Origin of the sequence: Psychrobacter sp. SCQQ22 (assembly GCF_015864605.1) — a bacterium.
GTDB lineage: Bacteria > Pseudomonadota > Gammaproteobacteria > Pseudomonadales > Moraxellaceae > Psychrobacter > Psychrobacter fozii.
On sequence record NZ_JADYWZ010000001.1, the window covers coordinates 145,166 to 161,965 of the forward strand.

Below are 16,800 nucleotides of genomic sequence, written 5' to 3' on the forward strand. Positions count from 1 at the left end.
ACGCTTATACTCTGTCTGCGCTATTTTTTAGATATTGCATAAATAGCGGTACAGGACGACCCGTTGCCGCTTTGTCTTTACCTGAGTTCCATGCCGTGCCAGCGATGTCTAAATGCGCCCATGCTTGACCTTCTTCGACGAAGCGAGACAGGAAGCAAGCAGCAGTCACGGCACCTGCACCTTTACCACCGATGTTTTGCATATCAGCGATAGGTGAGTCAATCTGTGCTTGATATTCGTCATCTAACGGCATATGCCAGATGAGATCGCCTGATAAGTTACTGGCATTTTCTAAGTCAAACAATACGTCTTCGTCATTACTGAAGACGGCTGAACGTACATGACCTAGTGCAACCACACAAGCACCAGTCAAGGTTGCAACATCAATGATGGCTTTTGGTTGATAGCGTTTTACGTAGCATAAGGTATCTGCCAAGACTAAGCGACCTTCAGCATCTGTATTCAAGATTTCAACCGATAGGCCGTTCATCGCTTTGACGATATCGCCAGGGCGAGTAGCATCACCTGATGGCATGTTTTCAGCGCAGGCTAGTGCGCCGACTACGTTGATTGGTAGACGCGCTTCACACAATGCTTTGATTGTGCCAAGTACTGAGGCTGAGCCGCCCATATCAAACTTCATCTCGTCCATTGCCGCACCGGGCTTGATAGAGATACCGCCTGAGTCAAATGTTACGCCTTTACCGACCAATACGATAGGAGCATCGTCATTTGCTGCTTGCACATTCGCATCGTTGGTTTTAGCCGCTTTTTTGGTTGGCAATTTATCAGCCAAGGCTTTTAGACCACCGCTGACTTTTGCACTGCTAGTCGTTGCTTTGGTAGAGCTAGCATCACTACTGAAGTTAGACTTACCGCGGTACTCCATGAGTACGAGCTTACCTTCTTTGGTAGAGCCTTGCGCGACTGCTAAGAAGCAATGCATGCCTAGCGCTGACATTTCATCTTCGCCCAGTACCTTAACGGTTAGTAGGTCAGGATAGGTCGCTGCAAGTTCTTGGGCTTTTTCTGCCATGTAAGCTGGGAAGCAAATGTTACCTGGTTCATTGGCTACATCGCGAGTCAGGCTTTGACCTGCAAATACTGACTGTGCAAATGCTAGCGCAGGCTGTAATGCAGCATCAGCAACTAGATAGATATCAGTTAATACAGGCGTCGCTTGCTCAGATTTATATTTATCAAAGCGGTAGCTCGCTGCCAACAGATTAAGCGCAAATTGACCGAAGTGATTTTCTTCTAGAGCATCACCCAATGCGACAGTGATAGAAGACACACGCTTTTGCGTACTGCTATAAATAGTGTTGGCAATTTTTTGTAGAACAGTGTTGTTAAACTTATCCGTATTGCCTACACCGACTAGTAATAGTTGTACAGGGTTTTGCTTGGTGGTTTTTTTGTCGCCTGCCAATGCATAATCGACAACCGTTTCACCAGCCTTACCTTTAAAGTGTGACACGTCAATCAATTGCTCAATACGTGCAGTGTAATCAGTCAGAGCAGATTCAGCCAAGATGTTTTTTTTGTCATCGACTAAAACAACTAGGCAAGCTTCATCTTTGCTCTTTGCTTCTTTTTTTAGAATTTTTTGTGTATGAGTCTTTGGTAAGTGCTGAGACAATTTAATATTCATATAGTTATCCTTATTAGAGTTATGAAAATTGCAGGATTTATGTGATTGCTTATACCTGTCAGATTATTAGATTATTTGGTCTATCGAGCAACCACAATAGTGTAGCATATTGCGATGACAGTGCGCAGTTAGCAAGTCTTGGGTAATGAGTTTGAACCATTCTGCTGTACCAATTTACACAATCATTTAATACTGTATTAATGGTTTATGGTAAGTCATATTGGGTAAAATAGTTAACTAGGGTGTGTCCTCATTTCAAAAATGGAGATAATATCGAGATATTAACCAACTATTTGACGCTGTTTGGCAAGATTTAGCCATTTTTAACCCAGTTAGATGACTATCGCTTGAATTGAGGATATGCCCTAACCATTAACCAGCTCATCAGTCGTTACCATCGCGGCAAATCTATCTTGTAGTGCTGCCATGGCGGTGTCATGCATGATGTCGGCGCTTATCGTTTCTTTTGTGGCGCTAGGTAGGTCACGAGTGGCACAGGCGTCATGGCACACAAAGTTTTGAAAACCCAAATCAAATGCGGCGCGGGCGGTTGAGCTGACACACATATGGCTCATAAAACCAGCAAAGATAATTTGCTTTTTCTGTGCCGCTGTAATAAGTGCTTGAAGCTGTGTGTCGTGAAAAGAATTGGGATGCTTTTTGGTAATCACTGTTTCGCCATCATGCGGCTTTAATAGCTCGACAATCTCGATGTTGGGTGATAAAGGATCGAAAACATTACCATTCTCTGGACCATGATGCATGATGTGAAAGACAGGCATATCTTGCTGACGGGCTTTATCCAGCAGTAAGCGCGCGTTTGCGATGGCCTTGGTGCCAGCTTGCCCTAATGGCATGGCGCCATCGACATATTCGTTTTGATAATCGATAAGGACGATAGCGCAATTGGACCAATTAAGCGTATCGAATGAGCCACCAGCGAGCTCAAGTAGGGTAGAGGGTATAGACGTGGTTTTATTCATTAGTTGTGTTTCTCCGTATGGTATAAACATATTTTTTGAATATTCAACAGATGTCATTCAGTCTAGCAATTAATCTTAGTCATCCGCGTGACATGATACGAATGACAAACAAACCTTTTTAAAAAAATAAAGCAAAACGTCACAACAGAAGCGCGGATAACTTAAACGTTGCTACAAGCCTCACTGTTAATATAACTAATAACGAATATGTATTTCATTTACTGCTTTATGGTCTATCATCTGCTGAATGGAGATGGGCTGTCAGCAATAGGAATGTAATGTTTCCAAACACATTTCACCGCCATTTTTAGGCAAAACATGCTAGCATTAGCGGTTATCTTTATCGCCAGTATTTATAGGGTGTCGCTAACAAGTGACGCTGTTATCTTTATACCTGCTTAAGTCTTTCACTGAGCGGTGCTGTCCCTATAATACTCAATTATCGCGCTTGAATTTGTCAGTACTCTGTCAATAATTGTGTAATTAATGAGTGCGAATACCAACCCTTTTAAGAGTGCCTATTGTGATATTACGCCGCTACATGACCCAACAAGTTGCCTCAACCACTGCTCTGGTATTGGGGTTTTTAGTGGTGATGATGCTCGGTGGTCGTTTGATACGTTACTTTGGCATTGCAGCAGAAGGTAACCTGGACATAAGCTTATTATTTACCATCATTGGTTATAATTTGCCGTATTTTTTAGAGTTGATTCTACCTTTAGCGTTTTTTATCGCGCTCATGCTAGTGTTTGGACGCTTGTACGTCGATCAAGAAATGGCCGTCATCAATGCCAGTGGCGTCTCGCGCGGTAAGCTTGCCCGCTTGATAACACCCTTGATATTAGCACTGTTCGTCGGTGAAGCCGCGCTTTCAATTGTCGGAAAACCGTGGGGCGTACGCTCTTCTGAGAGTGTTTGGCAGCAGCAAGCGTTGACCAGTGCTTTTGATTTGATACGTCCAAATGAATTTATCAGTAGTGGCAATTATCATTTGTATGTGGGCAGCTTGAGTGATGATAAAAAACAATTACAGAATGTGATACTTATTCAGTCTGAACCTGAAGCAAAGGGTAGCGCGGCTAAAAAGGCAGCGGTTGATACCAGTAACAGTATCGACCCAGAAACGGCAGAATCATTAGATATACCAGACCTACCAGCCGCTGTTATTAATTCTAATATTAGCAAAGACACCATCACACTCGCCAATCGTGCTGAGCAAGTAGACACGGGAGATAGCGGCGTGACCCAGTTGGATTTATTCCAAGGTCGCCGTTATGAAGTTGGTGCAGGCAGTCTAAAATACAATCAAGTGGGCTTTGATCGTTATCGCATCACATTGACTGAATCATCCAAAGAAGCGGTAACCGAAGACAATATCGAAACGCAAGCGATAGGACCACTATGGCAGGCGGCGACTGGTAGTCAAGTGGGCAATACCAATGCACTACGAGCAGCACAAGGTGAGCTTGGGTATCGTTTTGCCTTGCCGTGGTTGATGATTATCGCGCCTATGCTAGCTGTACCACTTGCGCAAGTACGTCCGCGTCAAGGTCGCTGGCTACGTCTGTTCCCCTCTATTTTATTATTCGTCAGCTGTGCACTGGGTATTATTTCACTCAAAAATGCCGTGAGTAAAGGCAGTGTGAGTGTGTGGGCTAATGCGTGGTTGGTGCTTGGGTTTATGGCACTAGCGCTTTATATGAACTGGGGCAGCCGCGTGCAGCATCGATTACGCTTTCGCAAACAAGAGAGTGAGCCACTAACGGTTATCGACAGTCAGAGCAATGGCTCACAAGGAGGGCAATCTTAATGAGTGCTTTATTCTCTAAATCTCAGGATGCTAAGTCTCAAAATACTAAGTCTCAAAATACTAAGTCTCCAAACACTGGCTCTCAAAACCCTAAAGCTAAGTTTGCGAAAAGACCTGCCAATCTAAAAGTCCTTAGTCGCTACGTCAAACTCAATGCGTTGCTCGCGATTATCGGAGCAGTTTTAGGTCTGTGGGCGTTGCAGCTGGTATTCTCTTATTTGTCAGAGCTTGATTCACTAGATGACAGTTACACGATGGGTCAGGCGATTAAATATATTTTTTATCGCTCGCCTTACTTCTTAGAGCAGTTTATTCCAACGGGTGCGTTACTTGGTGCCGTAGTAGGCTTGGGCTTACTCGCCAACAAAAGCGAGCTGGTAGTGATGCGTGCCGCTGGGGTGAGTGTATATCGCATTGTCGGTTGGGTGCTACAGCCTGCAATGATTTTTGTGTTAATTGCATTGGCGATCAATCAGTTTGTCTTACCTTCTTCTAATCAATTGGCAAAAGAGATCAACGATGCAGATAGCCGTTCGTTGGTCACTTCGGTACGTGGCTACTGGACAGTGCAGCCACGGTTTGCGCGCGCAGAGGATGGCGGCACGACACCTGATGGTAGCGACGTTCTGTATATTGATTATGCTGATGTACAAGGTAATATCGGTGAGGTAAAGCGCTGGCATTTGGATAATAATGGTAGCTTGCAAACGGCTGTTCATGCTGAAGATGGAAAATATATTGGTCGCGAACCACTTGACACCACTACTGATGAGCCAAGCGAGCAGTATCGTTACGAGTGGCAGTTGAATAATATGACCAAACTGAATATCAGTCAGGGTTTTGATAGCAGTCAAGCCATCTCACCGTCAGATACTTTAAGTCTGCCGTTTGCTCCTGAGTCGGTATATTTGCTCACTCGTAAGGCAGAGGATTTATCTCTGACTCAATTGTATGAACATCGTCAGTTTATGGGCCAGCAAGGCACACGCTCTTTAAGTCATGAGCTGGCATTTTGGCAAAAGTTGCTATCGCCGTTGTCTATTCTGTCATTGGTGATCGTCGCCTGCTCATTCGTCTTTGGCTCATTGCGTACGCATAGCCTAGGCTTGCGTATTGTGGTGGCGTTATTGTTTGGCCTGTTGTTTAGTTACGTGCAAGATTTGGTTGGCTTTGTCTCGCTCGCGACTGGGTTTTCGCCATTATTGATGGTGCTACTACCGATCATCGCTAGTGCGATACTGGGTGGCTATTTGCTCAAACGGCAGATGTAGCCAGATATCATTTGCTATAAAGAAGCCCGCTAAAACACTATGTTTTAGCGGGCTTCTTATTTGTATCACTTTCAAAAATTTATACCATTCACAAAAATTAGAGTAGCAAGGAAAAAGAGCGCAAGCACTATAGTCAAAGAACTCTAAAACGAGTACAAGGCAGCCGACTGCAGATTGTACAAGTAGTACATCTAAGGAGGGTAACGCCGTAGCCGTTTAGTAGTTCTCTGATTATACGCATTTTAGGCTAAACGATTTTGATACAGCTAATCGTATTTTTGGCGGTTGGTATTAGTCTTTGGTTGCCATGGTAATGGTATATGTTTTACCTTGTTTGACCTTATCGCTATTGCCAAACACTTCGGTAAACGAGCGCTTCACAAACTGGCGCAAACCATTGATAGTCACTACATAAAAACGGCCGCCTTTACGCATGCGTGCATAAGCATCGAGGAAATACAGATAATGCTGCTCTTTACCTACTTTGGCTGGCAAGTTCGACATCACAAGGCTAAAGTCTTTGTCTTTTGCCACATGGTTAAAGCCATTTGATAAATGCACATCGACATTTTTCAGACCGTTTTTCTCACAGTTACGGCGCGCATATTCTACTGCCATAAAGTCTTTATCAATTAACGTATGCAGCCCGTTCGGACATTCACGTGCTGCTGTCATACCAAGTACGCCATAGCCACAACCCAAATCGATCGAATCATCGTCAGCTTCAAAATCAATATAATCAAGCAGCATCAAGCTACCATCATCAAGCTTTTGTGGTGAAAAAATGCCCCACGTGGTCGAAAAATCAAACGGCTTTCCCAGTACATCTTGGCGAAAGTTAATGTCTTCGCGCCAGTGTTGGGCACTTTTTAGTAGGTCAGCAGGTGGTCTATGGCTCATGAGATTCTCAGATAATGGATAAGTAAAAGGCGGTGCGTTGCTCAGTTATACAGCGTGCACATCATACGCGTATTGTAGCGAGAAAAGAGGTAGTTTGCAGCTATGGTTCTTTAGATTTTATACTTTTATAATTTGTATGTTACATTATGGCTGCATATACTCTACTCATTGATAGACTCTTTTAGAACATTATAATCAAATGGAATGTCGCATGAAAAATCTTTTACTTAGTTTGGCGCTCAGTTTAAGTGTTCTATCAGCGACCCCTGTCATTGCTGCCGTACCAGCTTTCTCTGCCAGTAAAATAACTCAGGTTAAAATCAAAGACTTAAGCTTCAAAGAAGTTATGCGTAAGTTTTATAATGGTCAGATGTTCGATATTCATGTGGATTATATGGAAGATACACCATATATCGGCTTAGGGAAGTATGATGATACTGGCAGAGCAACTATCGCCTTAATGCGCCCTATTATTCAATATAAAAATACAGCAGGTGAAGATCGTTATCTAATTATCATTGAAAAGACTCAGGTTACTGATGGAGAAATTGACTCTTGTCATATCTGTAAGGCAACAGCGGATTTATACAGCTTTAAAAAACTAAATAACGGATTGTTTCAGTTAGTGAGTCAAACACCAAAGAACGTAGAGGAATCGGGTAGCAATGGAAGTACAGGACTTTATGCTGAAGATATTAAAAATGGTTTACAGCCGTTAGGGAAAAACCTAGTAGGAAGTTTATTTACGAATTTTTATATGGGTCAAGGTGCAAGGGATGAATGGTGGAAAGCCTTACACCTACCTGAGAATGATTTTATTAATGTTTATTATGTCGGTGATGCTGGCTCAAGTAATGAGCGTTACGATGAAGACTCGCCTTTGTATTATGGTTATGAAGGGACTTTAAAAGTATTGCCTAACAATACCACTTACTATCCCATTATGTTGACTTACAAAGGTGAAATGCCTACCAATGATGATGAGCGTATTGAGCATGTCAATTACAGTAAGGTTGTAAAGTTCAATCCGATAAAAAAAGCTTATGAATAGATTTAGTAAATGAGCTGAATATTTCCTTAAGAAAAAAATAGTACACAGCCTATATTAGATTTAATTTCACTTAACCTCTAGGATGATGCTCAGCATGCAATTTCTGCAATCTTGCCGTTGCCACGTGGGTATAAATTTGCGTGGTTGATAAATCACTGTGTCCAAGCAATAACTGCACGCTACGTAAGTCTGCGCCATGATTCAGCAAATGTGTGGCAAAAGCGTGGCGAAGGGTATGTGGTGATAACTCTTTATCGATACTGGCGACTTTGGCGTACTTTTTGAGCAAATACCAAAAGTTCTGCCGCGTCATATAGCCACCTTGCGCCGTTAAAAACACCGCTTGGCAATTTCCTGATTTCAAATGCGCAATCAAATCACCACGAGCATGCGTTAGATAATTTTCTAGCGCATCGTTTGCATATTCGCCGAGTGGCACCAATCGTGTTTTATTGCCTTTCCCCGTAATTTGTAGCCAGCCAGAATTTAAATTCACTTGCTCTAGTGAGAGATTAATCAACTCGCTCACTCGTAGACCGCAGGCATATAGCACCTCTAACATGGCTTTATCACGGAGTCCTAGCGCAGTGCTAGTATCAGGCGAGGCAAGTAGATTATCGACATCAGCCTCGGCCAAATCTTTCGGTAGTGGACGACCTAGCTTTGGGCTTTTGATACGCTCGCAAGGATTGTCTTCACGCAGATTACTGGCAATCATCCACAGATAAAACTGACGCAAGCTTGAGAGCATGCGTGCTTGGGTACGTGGGGTTTTGCCTTCTTGAGTGAGAGTTGATAAGCAGTGCAGCACATCATCAGGCTGCCAGCGTGTCAGGGCGATAGGATTGGTCAGCTCGCAGGAGCGCAGGTCGCGGACATACGCATTACGAGTACGCGTCGCTAGACCACGTGCCAGCATGGCTTGACGAAACTCAGTCATATAACTGGGTTCGTCATCTACTGCCAGCGCCTTAGGTTGGCGCTGTTGCACGGCACGATCACGACTCATAACTCAATACTCGATGGTTGACTGTTAGATAAGCGTTAAACACCATAACGAGGTAACTTCAGCACTGCGCGCGACATGTAGCGGGTCGGTATCATCTTGACTGCGACCATGCTTCGGTTTTGTATCGAGACGATATTTTACTGCCAATCCAGCATCGGCAAACAAGTTTAATAACTCATCACGGGTGCGCAGTTGCAGGTGCTCAGCTAAGTCCGACATTATCAACCAAAGCTCTCCGTGCTCAGCTAAATGCTGTTTAGCGCCCTGCAACACCCCACGCAACATCGCGCTATTGGCATCATAGACTGCATATTCGAGCGGTGAGCTTGGCTTAGTAGGTAACCAAGGAGGATTGCAGACAATGAGGTTAGCAAGTGGCGCATCAGTTGGATACAAATCCGCTTGCTGTAACTGTACGTTAGATAACGTCAAACGCGCAAAGTTCTCGCTAGCACAGGCCAAAGAACGCGGATTCAAATCCGTTGCTATCACTTGTGGGATGCCGCGCTGCGCTAAGATAATGGCCAATAAACCCGTGCCAGTACCGATGTCATAGGCGACATCATGAGTCGCTGGTAGCGGTGCATCGAGCAACAGCTGCACATACTCATGACGGGTTGGCGCAAATACACCATAATGCGGGAAAATCGATAACCCTAAGCTGTCTATTGGGACGCCTTTTTCGCGCCATCCTGCCGCGCCAAGTGCGCCTTGCAAGTCACGGAATGACAGCACGCAAGACTCATCCACCGCTTTATCTAACGGGCCAAAAGCTGCTGTGCAGGCCGCACTCACATCAGGGGCGCGGCGTAGTTGGCTTACATAATTGACATCAAGCTCTAACAGTAAACGGCTCAATATGCGTGAGCGCTGAGCTTGCAATTGACGCTGCTGATGAAATAAGTTGGGAATGCCTTTAACCTTTGCTGTGTTAGGTTTATTCGCAGCTTTTTTGATCTTACGTTGTTCAGATCGTTCATTCGTGCGATCTATGCGACGACCAAGTGCTTGTAGCAATTGCCGTGCATTATGGAAGTCACCGCGCCATAGCAGTGATGTGCCTTCGCAAGCCAAACGGTAAGCGTCATCTGCGGTCGTTGTATCATCAACCAATACAACGCGCGCAGGTGGCATATGATTGCTTTCAGACAACCAAAGAGCATTACGTAGAGTTTCGTTTTCTTGCCATTGTACATACTGCTTTTCTGTTTGTAACACGTAGTAGCCTACCTTTTGTGAAAGATATATCTCAAATCAAAGATATCTTTATATTATTAATGTTCTAAAGTTGTTGAACGTTTTTAAGCGCTTTTTTTCTTAACCAAATAGCGATAAAGCGTCACGCTCATAGGTGCAGTATCATCACTATCGACCTTGATTTCATCAGGGTCAGTATCTAAGCTCACGTTCTCAGCCAGCGTCTCTTGAGCCAACAGTTCGTGACCCAAATGACGACAGAAATTAGGAATATCACGAGTGGTAGCAGGATCAGTGGCCAGTATTTCAATCACCTCACCACTGTCTGCTTTGCGAATGACTCGATGTAACATCATCACAGGCTCAGGGCAAATAAGCCCTTGCGTGTCTAGATGATGGCTGATAGAGGTATCTGTTATTGAAGTTGTCATAATTATGCTTAATTAATCTAAGAAATAAGTTTGATAATGGATAGTTTGTTTACGCGTCTGTCAGGAGTCAGGAAGTGCTTTCTGAGTTTTCTACAATATCTGTTTCTAGCGCTTCGTCAGTATCAGGCAAATCAGCCACTTCTAAAAAGTTAAAAAAGCGCTTAAAGCTCACTTTGAATAAAAAGGCCACACCCAGCCAACAGGACAATCCCAGCCATGCCGTGTCAGCGAATAATAATCCACCAATCAATATGATGGTCGATACGCCAATACTCATTGCAATCATTGAGGGTTGGTTCAAACGATAACGATAAACGACTAAGGCGTCATAAAGCGTAATGGGAATCGTGAGCGCAACCAAGGCATAGGGCAGGTTGTAGAACAGTTGGTAAAGTAGCTGATTGCCATGAAAGGCTTTAATACTAGCAATGGTGCCAAAGACCATGAATGCAAAGATAGCAGCATAAATGAGATAAATGGCTACTTGGTTTATCCGTTGTGCGCCTTTGATACGAGCAATAGCGAGCGGAGAAAAACCATGTTGCGATTTATTTTGCGTGGATTGGTCTGAAACAGTAGTCATAATAATCAGTCATTTATCCGTTTGGATGATATGGTCAATCCACTATATAGCAGAAATTATTGGCATAGGAGTGACAAGCTGGTTGCTAAGCTAATCTGCTTTGATTGCATCGATGGCAATACTACTATTCGGATCAGCAAAGTAAGTCGACATCAGGATACACGCAGAGATATCATCAATAGGGTCGCGCTCGTTTTTAATCCAACCGTTGTCCCAAGCGATTTCTCGTGCTGCGACTGAGGTCAGGCGTTCATCACAGAGTGACACGACCACGGGCAGATGCTGCTCCATGACTCTATGTGCTAGGCGACGAGCAAATTTATGCGCACGCTTAGACAGCATCGAGCTACTACCATCCATATTAAGCGGTAGGCCGACGACCACCTTTGACACGCCCCACACCTTGATAATACCTAGTAAATTATCCCAGTCAGGTTGACCATTATTCATCGCTAAAATATCAAAGGCACGCGCTGTCTCAGTAATGGTATTACCAAGCGCCATACCCATTTTTTTGACGCCATAGTCCAAGGCTAAGACAAGATGTGGCTTAACGATCGCTTCAGCAACGCCAGTTTCAGTCTCTATTGCATTGATGCTATCGGTTATGAGAGTGCTATCTACCATAGTAATGGATGTATCCTGTTTTAAATTTTTATTTCTGCATTCATGAAGCATACGAGGTTAAGCGTGACCGATATCACTGCTTAGGTAATCAAAGTTGATCCCGATTTTATCAGCGGCTATTTGCCAGCGCTCTTCAAATGGCGTATCGAACAATAAGTTTAGATCTGCAGGACACACTAACCAATCTCCATTATTCAATTCTTGATCCAGTTGTTTTTTGCCCCAGCTGGCATGACCCAAGCACAGCTGATAATGACCCACGCCTTGACCTGCAGCGATACGCTTAAGGATATCTTGACTGGTCGTGATGCAGACATTCTCTGAGATAGCAAAAGATGACGCCCATTCTGGCTGACCAGTATGCAGCACAAAGCCAACCTCAGGATACATAGGGCCGCCTTCTAATGCCAAGTCTTCCATCACCTGTGGATCAGTGACCTCAATATCTAAGTCTTCTAGCAACTTACCCACGTGTGATTGCTCTAGTGGGCGATTGATGACCAGGCCGAGTGCACCATGCTTATCATGACGGCAGATATAGATGAGCGCCTGCTCAAACCTTGGGTCTGACAGCTCTGGCGCCGCGATTAAGAAATGATGAGTCAAATTGGTTTTAGACATAGAGACAAGCAAAACCTAATAATAAAGGTGAAAGACCACTATATGGCGATAGTGAGTAAAAAATCAACTAAAGCAAATATTTAGCCATGAGATGGTGCTAATGATGAACCCTGAATGTTTATTTAACATCTGTCAATAAACTACGAGCATGATCACGGGTAACGTCAGTAATAATCACACCACCGGACATACGTGCCAGCTCATCGACCTGTGCACTATCGGTCAATATCAGTAGCTCACTCTCAGTCTGCTCCTGATGATGCTTTTGTACCAAGATATGCTGATGCGCTTGCGCCGCTACTTGTGCTTGGTGCGTAATGGCCAATAACTGCTGTGTACGGCCAAGCTCACGCAATAGCTCACCGACGACTTGTGCTGTGCCACCACTGATACCGACATCGACTTCATCAAACACGAGCATTGGCTTGGCAGCGTTGTTGTCCGCATTGGTTGCTTGCAGTACTTGCATGACCAATGCCATTCGTGACAGCTCACCACCTGATGCAATCTTATGCAGTGGCTGCATTGGCATACCGACGTTGGCGCTGAATAACAGATCAATATCGAAGCAGCCTTGCGCACTATATTGGCTAGGATCTGCTTTTTTGGTAAAGACAAATTCGCAGCGGGCATTGGGTAGCGCAAGCGGTTGTAATTGCTTGATCAATTGCTTACTGACAATTGGTGCAGCTTTAGTGCGTTCTTTATTTAGCTTGGTTGCTAGCGTTAGATAGTCTTGCCAAGCTGTCTCAATTTGTGCCGCCATCGCATCGCTACTTGGCTCATTTTCTAATTGTTCTAATTGATTTTCCCAGCCTTTTGCTTCCTCGATTAAATCGCTGGCTGGCAAGCTATGCTTACGCGATAAACGATGCCCTAAGCTGATGAGACTGTCTAGCGTCTGCAAGCGCTCAGGATCAGGCAGTTGTTGCTCTGCATAATCTGATAATAAGCCAGTTACTTCGGTGATTTGCTGCTGCGCTAAATGTAGCTGTTCAGACGCTTGCTCAAAGGTTTGGCTGACGCTCATTTGATTGTCACAGAGCTTAATAGCTTGCCCAAGCAAGGTCATAACATCTGGCTCATCCGTATCATTATCGAGCAAATGTAAACCGTGGCTGGCCTCTTGCATCAGTGCTTCTATATTAGACAGCTCTTCATGCTCTGCTTCGACCTCTGCATAATCGACGGCTAGTAATGGGGCAATGTCTGCTAGTTGGCTTTGCAAAAGTTGAATACGGTCTTGACGTTGAGCTTCACGACTAGCGATATCATCAGCGCGGCGTTTGAGCTGCTGATAGGTTTGATAGCTGCTGGCTGTTTGTAAGGCTAGAGGTGTGATTTGCGCCATCTCGTCCAACCATTTCACCACAAACTGTGGTTTAAGCAATGCTTGCTGAGCATGTTGACTATGGATATTGACCAATAACGTACCGAGGCTTTTCAGCTCGGCCAAACTGACTGGTACACCATTTAACCATGCCTTTGAGCGGCCGTTGTTACTTAGCTGACGGCGAATCAATACTTCCGGCTCTTCTAGTGCTCTATCGTTTTTAGCGAACCAGTCAGCAATGACGTTATTGCCTTCTACATCAAACTGCGCATAAATATCTGCATGTGCAGCACCATGTCTGACCATGGCACTGTCTGCACGCTCACCAGCACACAGTGATAACGCATCAAGTAAGAGCGACTTGCCAGCTCCAGTCTCGCCAGTGATGACATTGAAGCCTTCAGCCACACTCAGCTCATGCTGAGCGATCAACGCAAACTGATGTAAAGTTAATGATACTAGCATCAACGCCTCTCATGATAGACAATGAGCTTCACTTATAAAACAGTAAAGCCATATCTAAAATAGGATTAATAAGAAAGTGAAATCGTTCAGGTACTAACACTAGGGCGTATCTTCATTTTAAAAATGGTGATAAAAGTGAGATAAATTGCTGTCAAACAAGAAAAATAGTGCCGATAATATCGGGATACTAACTAGCTATTTGACGTAGTTTGGCAAGATTTAGCCATTTTTAGCCCATTTAGATGAATATCGAGTGAATTGAAGACACGCCCTAGCTATATAACGATAATTAGCAAATATTATGGTGTTAAATGTGGTCAAATACAAATTTTAATAGTAATGAATACAATAAATTGAAGGAAAAATATTATTAAAAAACTTGTAAAAGCTAATGGTTCGTCGTTGTTATTCGATGACCAATATTAGCTATAAATTGAATAAGTTAATCAAATTCCAGTGATATATTAGCATTAAATATTCAGCTGCAAAGACATTCTAGAATGGGCATTAGATAAAATTTTCCTAACCGCTTTAACAAACTTTATAGATATAATGTGGTAGCATAATCTAACATAATGATAAACTCTTACTGGCTAGCTTTCATGCCTCATGTTACATGACAACGAGTCACAATACTTTCAAATTAAGCGGGTATAGTGCTAAAGGTAAGAATCTCAGCTATGAGTCTATATCGTCTTTGTAAAGCATGCGCCCACAGCTAGAGCACAGGTTCTAGAACAATAGAAAACACAAATTAGAATCTATATTTTCTAAAATATACACTTTCACGGTACTCTACCCAGTTACTTATTTTTTAGTTTTGCAATAATTATTTGATAAGGAAGCCACTATGACAGCGGCGCAATTTACTAATGTAACAGTCAATGCTCAAGCAACGATATCTTATGATGGTCGTTGTTCTAGCCACACTATTATGTTCGAAGATGGTCGACATAAGACATTGGGCGTTATCTTGCCTTGTGATAACTTGGTCGAGCACTATCACTTTAGCACCAATACCTCTGAGCGTATCGAAATCATCAGCGGTGAGTGTGAAGTCAAAACAAATGGTGAAGAAGAGTTCAGTTACTATCGTGCAGGTCAGTCATTCGTGGTTGAAGGCAATAGTGGTTTTAACTTACGTACCGAAGAAATCGTACAGTATGTTTGTCACCTAGAAGGCTAATTTGATTGGCAGGTTTTGATCGAAATCAGCCGCTTACAATCATAGTTTAGTGGCCTATCATTTACCATGCCAAGCACTTCTCATTCAAAAGAAATAAACAATACTGAATTGGCATTGTTTATTTCTTTTTCAATTGTCACACCCCTTTATTCACAATGACTTGCTACAATCATCTCTCTATTCTTTTTCTGTTTTATCGAATTAGGCGTTAACCATCTTACAAACAATCACTTCATAACTAGTAGGCCTACTATGGCAAAACCTATTTACTTCTATGGTATTCATGCAATTGATGCCTTACTCGAACATCGTCCTCTTGACGGGCTTAGCTTGTTTGTACAGCAAGGCCGCGAGACTGATAGCCATGTACAAGCGATTATGGCACAGGCAAGCGCAAATGGTATCAGTATCCAACCGACGCAAAAAGACAATCTCACGCAACTATGTGGTAGTCCACAACATCAAGGTGTTGTGCTAAATGCTCGTCCATTAGGCTTCGCTAACGAAGGGTTGCTTGATACTATCGTTGGACGTGATCAGTGCTTACTATTAGTCTTAGACCAAATCACTGATGCGCATAATTTCGGTGCTTGCTTGCGTACTGCTGTAGCAATGGGCGTAGATGCTGTGGTTTGTCCAAAGCATCATGCGGCAAGCCTAACACCAACGGTTTCCAAAGTATCTGTTGGCGCAGCTGAGATGATGCCGATCATCAGTGTAACCAATCTGGCTCGTACACTGTCACAGATAAAGAGTGCAGGCGTATTTGTTTTTGGGACCGCGCTCAATTCTGATGCGAAGCCGATACATGCTGCTGATTTAACAGGTAAGACAGCTATTATCATGGGTTCAGAAGGGGAAGGCATGCGCCGCCTGACGATGGAGAGCTGCGATGAGCTGGTTTATATTCCGATGTCAGGGAATGAGTATGGCAACCTACAGAGTTTAAATGTGAGCGTTGCCACTGGTATGGCGTTATACGAAGTTAATCGGCAGCGAACTTTAGCTGCTGGGCCAGTATAAGATATTCTTGATGTAGTGGTTCTAATTGTGAGTATAGATCTGCAAGATTACTTTCATTTAGCACCACATCATCAGCATAGCGATTGCGCTCTTCGCGGCTTAGTTGATTGAGCATGATGGCTTTAATCTTTTGCACGCTTTGCTCGTCACGCTGACTGGCACGTGCAAGCTGCGTGTCCTCAGTGGCATCCATTACGAGAATACGTTGACATAGATTTGCCAGTCCTGCTTCCGCAGCTTCGATGAGCAGGGGTGCCGACAATACTATATAAGGTGTGGTACTAGCCGCTAACTGAGCTTTTGCTGTCTCGCGTATCGCAGGATGAGTGATTGCTTCTAACTCAATTAATGCATCAGGATGTGTGAATACGTGCGTTCTTACAGCCGCTCGATCCATTGATCCATCACCATTCAATACCCAATCACCAAATTTATTCTGAATTTTTCGCAAGGTCGAACTGCCTTTAGCGACGACTTCATGGGCAATGACATCAGCATCAATAATATCAATACCTTGCTCAGCAAACCAAGCACTAGCAGCAGACTTTCCACTGCCGATACCACCTGTCAAACCGACTACTAGCGTCTTACTTTTAATTTGTGGGCTTTGCGATTGATGCGAGTAGGGTGAAGAATTGGTTGTGTATTTTGACATAATG

At 43.7% G+C, this 16,800-nt stretch carries 16 protein-coding genes; 5 read left to right on the forward strand and 11 right to left on the reverse strand.

Going from position 1 to position 16,800, the window contains the following annotated elements; all coding sequences use genetic code 11:
* Nucleotides 1–4: 4 nt before the first annotated feature.
* Together I6E84_RS00625 and I6E84_RS00630 are read right to left on the reverse strand one after the other, a co-directional pair.
* Entirely contained in the window at nt 5–1,651 is a 1,647-nt protein-coding gene (locus tag I6E84_RS00625; protein ID WP_197215486.1) for a leucyl aminopeptidase, read from the reverse strand.
* Nucleotides 1,652–2,016: 365 nt separating this feature from the next.
* Nucleotides 2,017–2,634, reverse strand: a complete 618-nt coding sequence (locus I6E84_RS00630) for a cysteine hydrolase family protein (RefSeq protein ID WP_197215487.1) — start codon at nt 2,632–2,634, stop codon at nt 2,017–2,019.
* A 541-nt stretch (nt 2,635–3,175) separates the two neighbouring features.
* On the opposite strand from I6E84_RS00630, the gene I6E84_RS00635 reads away from it, so the two are divergent.
* Both I6E84_RS00635 and lptG read left to right on the forward strand, forming a co-directional pair.
* Nucleotides 3,176–4,444 carry an LPS export ABC transporter permease LptF gene (locus I6E84_RS00635; RefSeq protein ID WP_197215488.1) on the forward strand — a complete coding sequence of 423 codons (1,269 nt, stop codon included), beginning with the start codon at nt 3,176–3,178 and terminating at the stop codon, nt 4,442–4,444.
* A complete protein-coding gene (gene lptG, locus I6E84_RS00640) occupies nt 4,444–5,715 on the forward strand; it encodes an LPS export ABC transporter permease LptG (RefSeq protein ID WP_197215489.1) in 1,272 nt (423 codons plus the stop codon). The genes I6E84_RS00635 and lptG overlap by 1 nt, the downstream gene beginning before the upstream one ends.
* A gap of 291 nt (nt 5,716–6,006) precedes the next feature.
* On the opposite strand, the gene I6E84_RS00645 is transcribed toward lptG, so the two are convergent.
* Nucleotides 6,007–6,615: a class I SAM-dependent methyltransferase gene (locus I6E84_RS00645; protein ID WP_110922089.1), complete on the reverse strand. Its 609-nt coding sequence runs from the start codon at nt 6,613–6,615 to the stop codon at nt 6,007–6,009.
* Nucleotides 6,616–6,826: 211 nt separating this feature from the next.
* Here I6E84_RS00645 and I6E84_RS00650 point away from each other — a divergent pair, with 211 nt between their 5' ends.
* On the forward strand, nt 6,827–7,666 hold the full coding sequence (locus I6E84_RS00650) for a hypothetical protein (RefSeq protein ID WP_197215490.1): 840 nt from the start codon (nt 6,827–6,829) through the stop codon (nt 7,664–7,666).
* A 70-nt stretch (nt 7,667–7,736) separates the two neighbouring features.
* On the opposite strand, the gene xerD is transcribed toward I6E84_RS00650, so the two are convergent.
* The 7 genes from xerD to recN all read right to left on the reverse strand — a co-directional run bounded on the left by xerD (nt 7,737) and on the right by recN (nt 13,932).
* The gene (gene xerD / locus I6E84_RS00655) at nt 7,737–8,675 is read right to left on the reverse strand and encodes a site-specific tyrosine recombinase XerD (RefSeq protein WP_110922087.1); all 939 of its coding nucleotides are present in this window, start codon (nt 8,673–8,675) and stop codon (nt 7,737–7,739) included.
* Between the two features lie 24 nt (nt 8,676–8,699).
* Complete coding sequence (locus tag I6E84_RS00660) at nt 8,700–9,893, reverse strand: methyltransferase (protein ID WP_110922086.1); 1,194 nt, start codon at nt 9,891–9,893, stop codon at nt 8,700–8,702.
* Nucleotides 9,894–9,976: 83 nt separating this feature from the next.
* Nucleotides 9,977–10,303, reverse strand: coding sequence for a sulfurtransferase TusA (gene tusA, locus I6E84_RS00665; RefSeq protein ID WP_197215491.1), 327 nt, complete (start codon nt 10,301–10,303; stop codon nt 9,977–9,979).
* A 67-nt stretch (nt 10,304–10,370) separates the two neighbouring features.
* Nucleotides 10,371–10,886 (reverse strand): hypothetical protein, encoded by a 516-nt coding sequence (locus tag I6E84_RS00670; protein WP_197215492.1) that lies wholly within the window; start codon nt 10,884–10,886, stop codon nt 10,371–10,373.
* A gap of 90 nt (nt 10,887–10,976) precedes the next feature.
* On the reverse strand, nt 10,977–11,513 hold the full coding sequence (ruvX, locus tag I6E84_RS00675; protein WP_197215493.1) for a Holliday junction resolvase RuvX: 537 nt from the start codon (nt 11,511–11,513) through the stop codon (nt 10,977–10,979).
* A gap of 57 nt (nt 11,514–11,570) precedes the next feature.
* The gene (locus I6E84_RS00680; RefSeq protein WP_194196217.1) at nt 11,571–12,134 is read right to left on the reverse strand and encodes a YqgE/AlgH family protein; all 564 of its coding nucleotides are present in this window, start codon (nt 12,132–12,134) and stop codon (nt 11,571–11,573) included.
* Nucleotides 12,135–12,252: 118 nt separating this feature from the next.
* Nucleotides 12,253–13,932 carry a DNA repair protein RecN gene (recN, locus tag I6E84_RS00685; protein ID WP_197215494.1) on the reverse strand — a complete coding sequence of 560 codons (1,680 nt, stop codon included), beginning with the start codon at nt 13,930–13,932 and terminating at the stop codon, nt 12,253–12,255.
* A gap of 850 nt (nt 13,933–14,782) precedes the next feature.
* On the opposite strand from recN, the gene I6E84_RS00690 reads away from it, so the two are divergent.
* Together I6E84_RS00690 and rlmB are read left to right on the forward strand one after the other, a co-directional pair.
* Nucleotides 14,783–15,118, forward strand: coding sequence for a pyrimidine/purine nucleoside phosphorylase (locus tag I6E84_RS00690; RefSeq protein WP_197099558.1), 336 nt, complete (start codon nt 14,783–14,785; stop codon nt 15,116–15,118).
* A 252-nt stretch (nt 15,119–15,370) separates the two neighbouring features.
* The gene (gene rlmB, locus I6E84_RS00695) at nt 15,371–16,141 is read left to right on the forward strand and encodes a 23S rRNA (guanosine(2251)-2'-O)-methyltransferase RlmB (RefSeq protein ID WP_197099560.1); all 771 of its coding nucleotides are present in this window, start codon (nt 15,371–15,373) and stop codon (nt 16,139–16,141) included.
* Here rlmB and coaE read toward each other — a convergent pair.
* The gene (coaE, locus tag I6E84_RS00700; protein WP_197215495.1) at nt 16,104–16,796 is read right to left on the reverse strand and encodes a dephospho-CoA kinase; all 693 of its coding nucleotides are present in this window, start codon (nt 16,794–16,796) and stop codon (nt 16,104–16,106) included. The genes rlmB and coaE overlap by 38 nt on opposite strands.
* Nucleotides 16,797–16,800 lie beyond the last annotated feature (4 nt).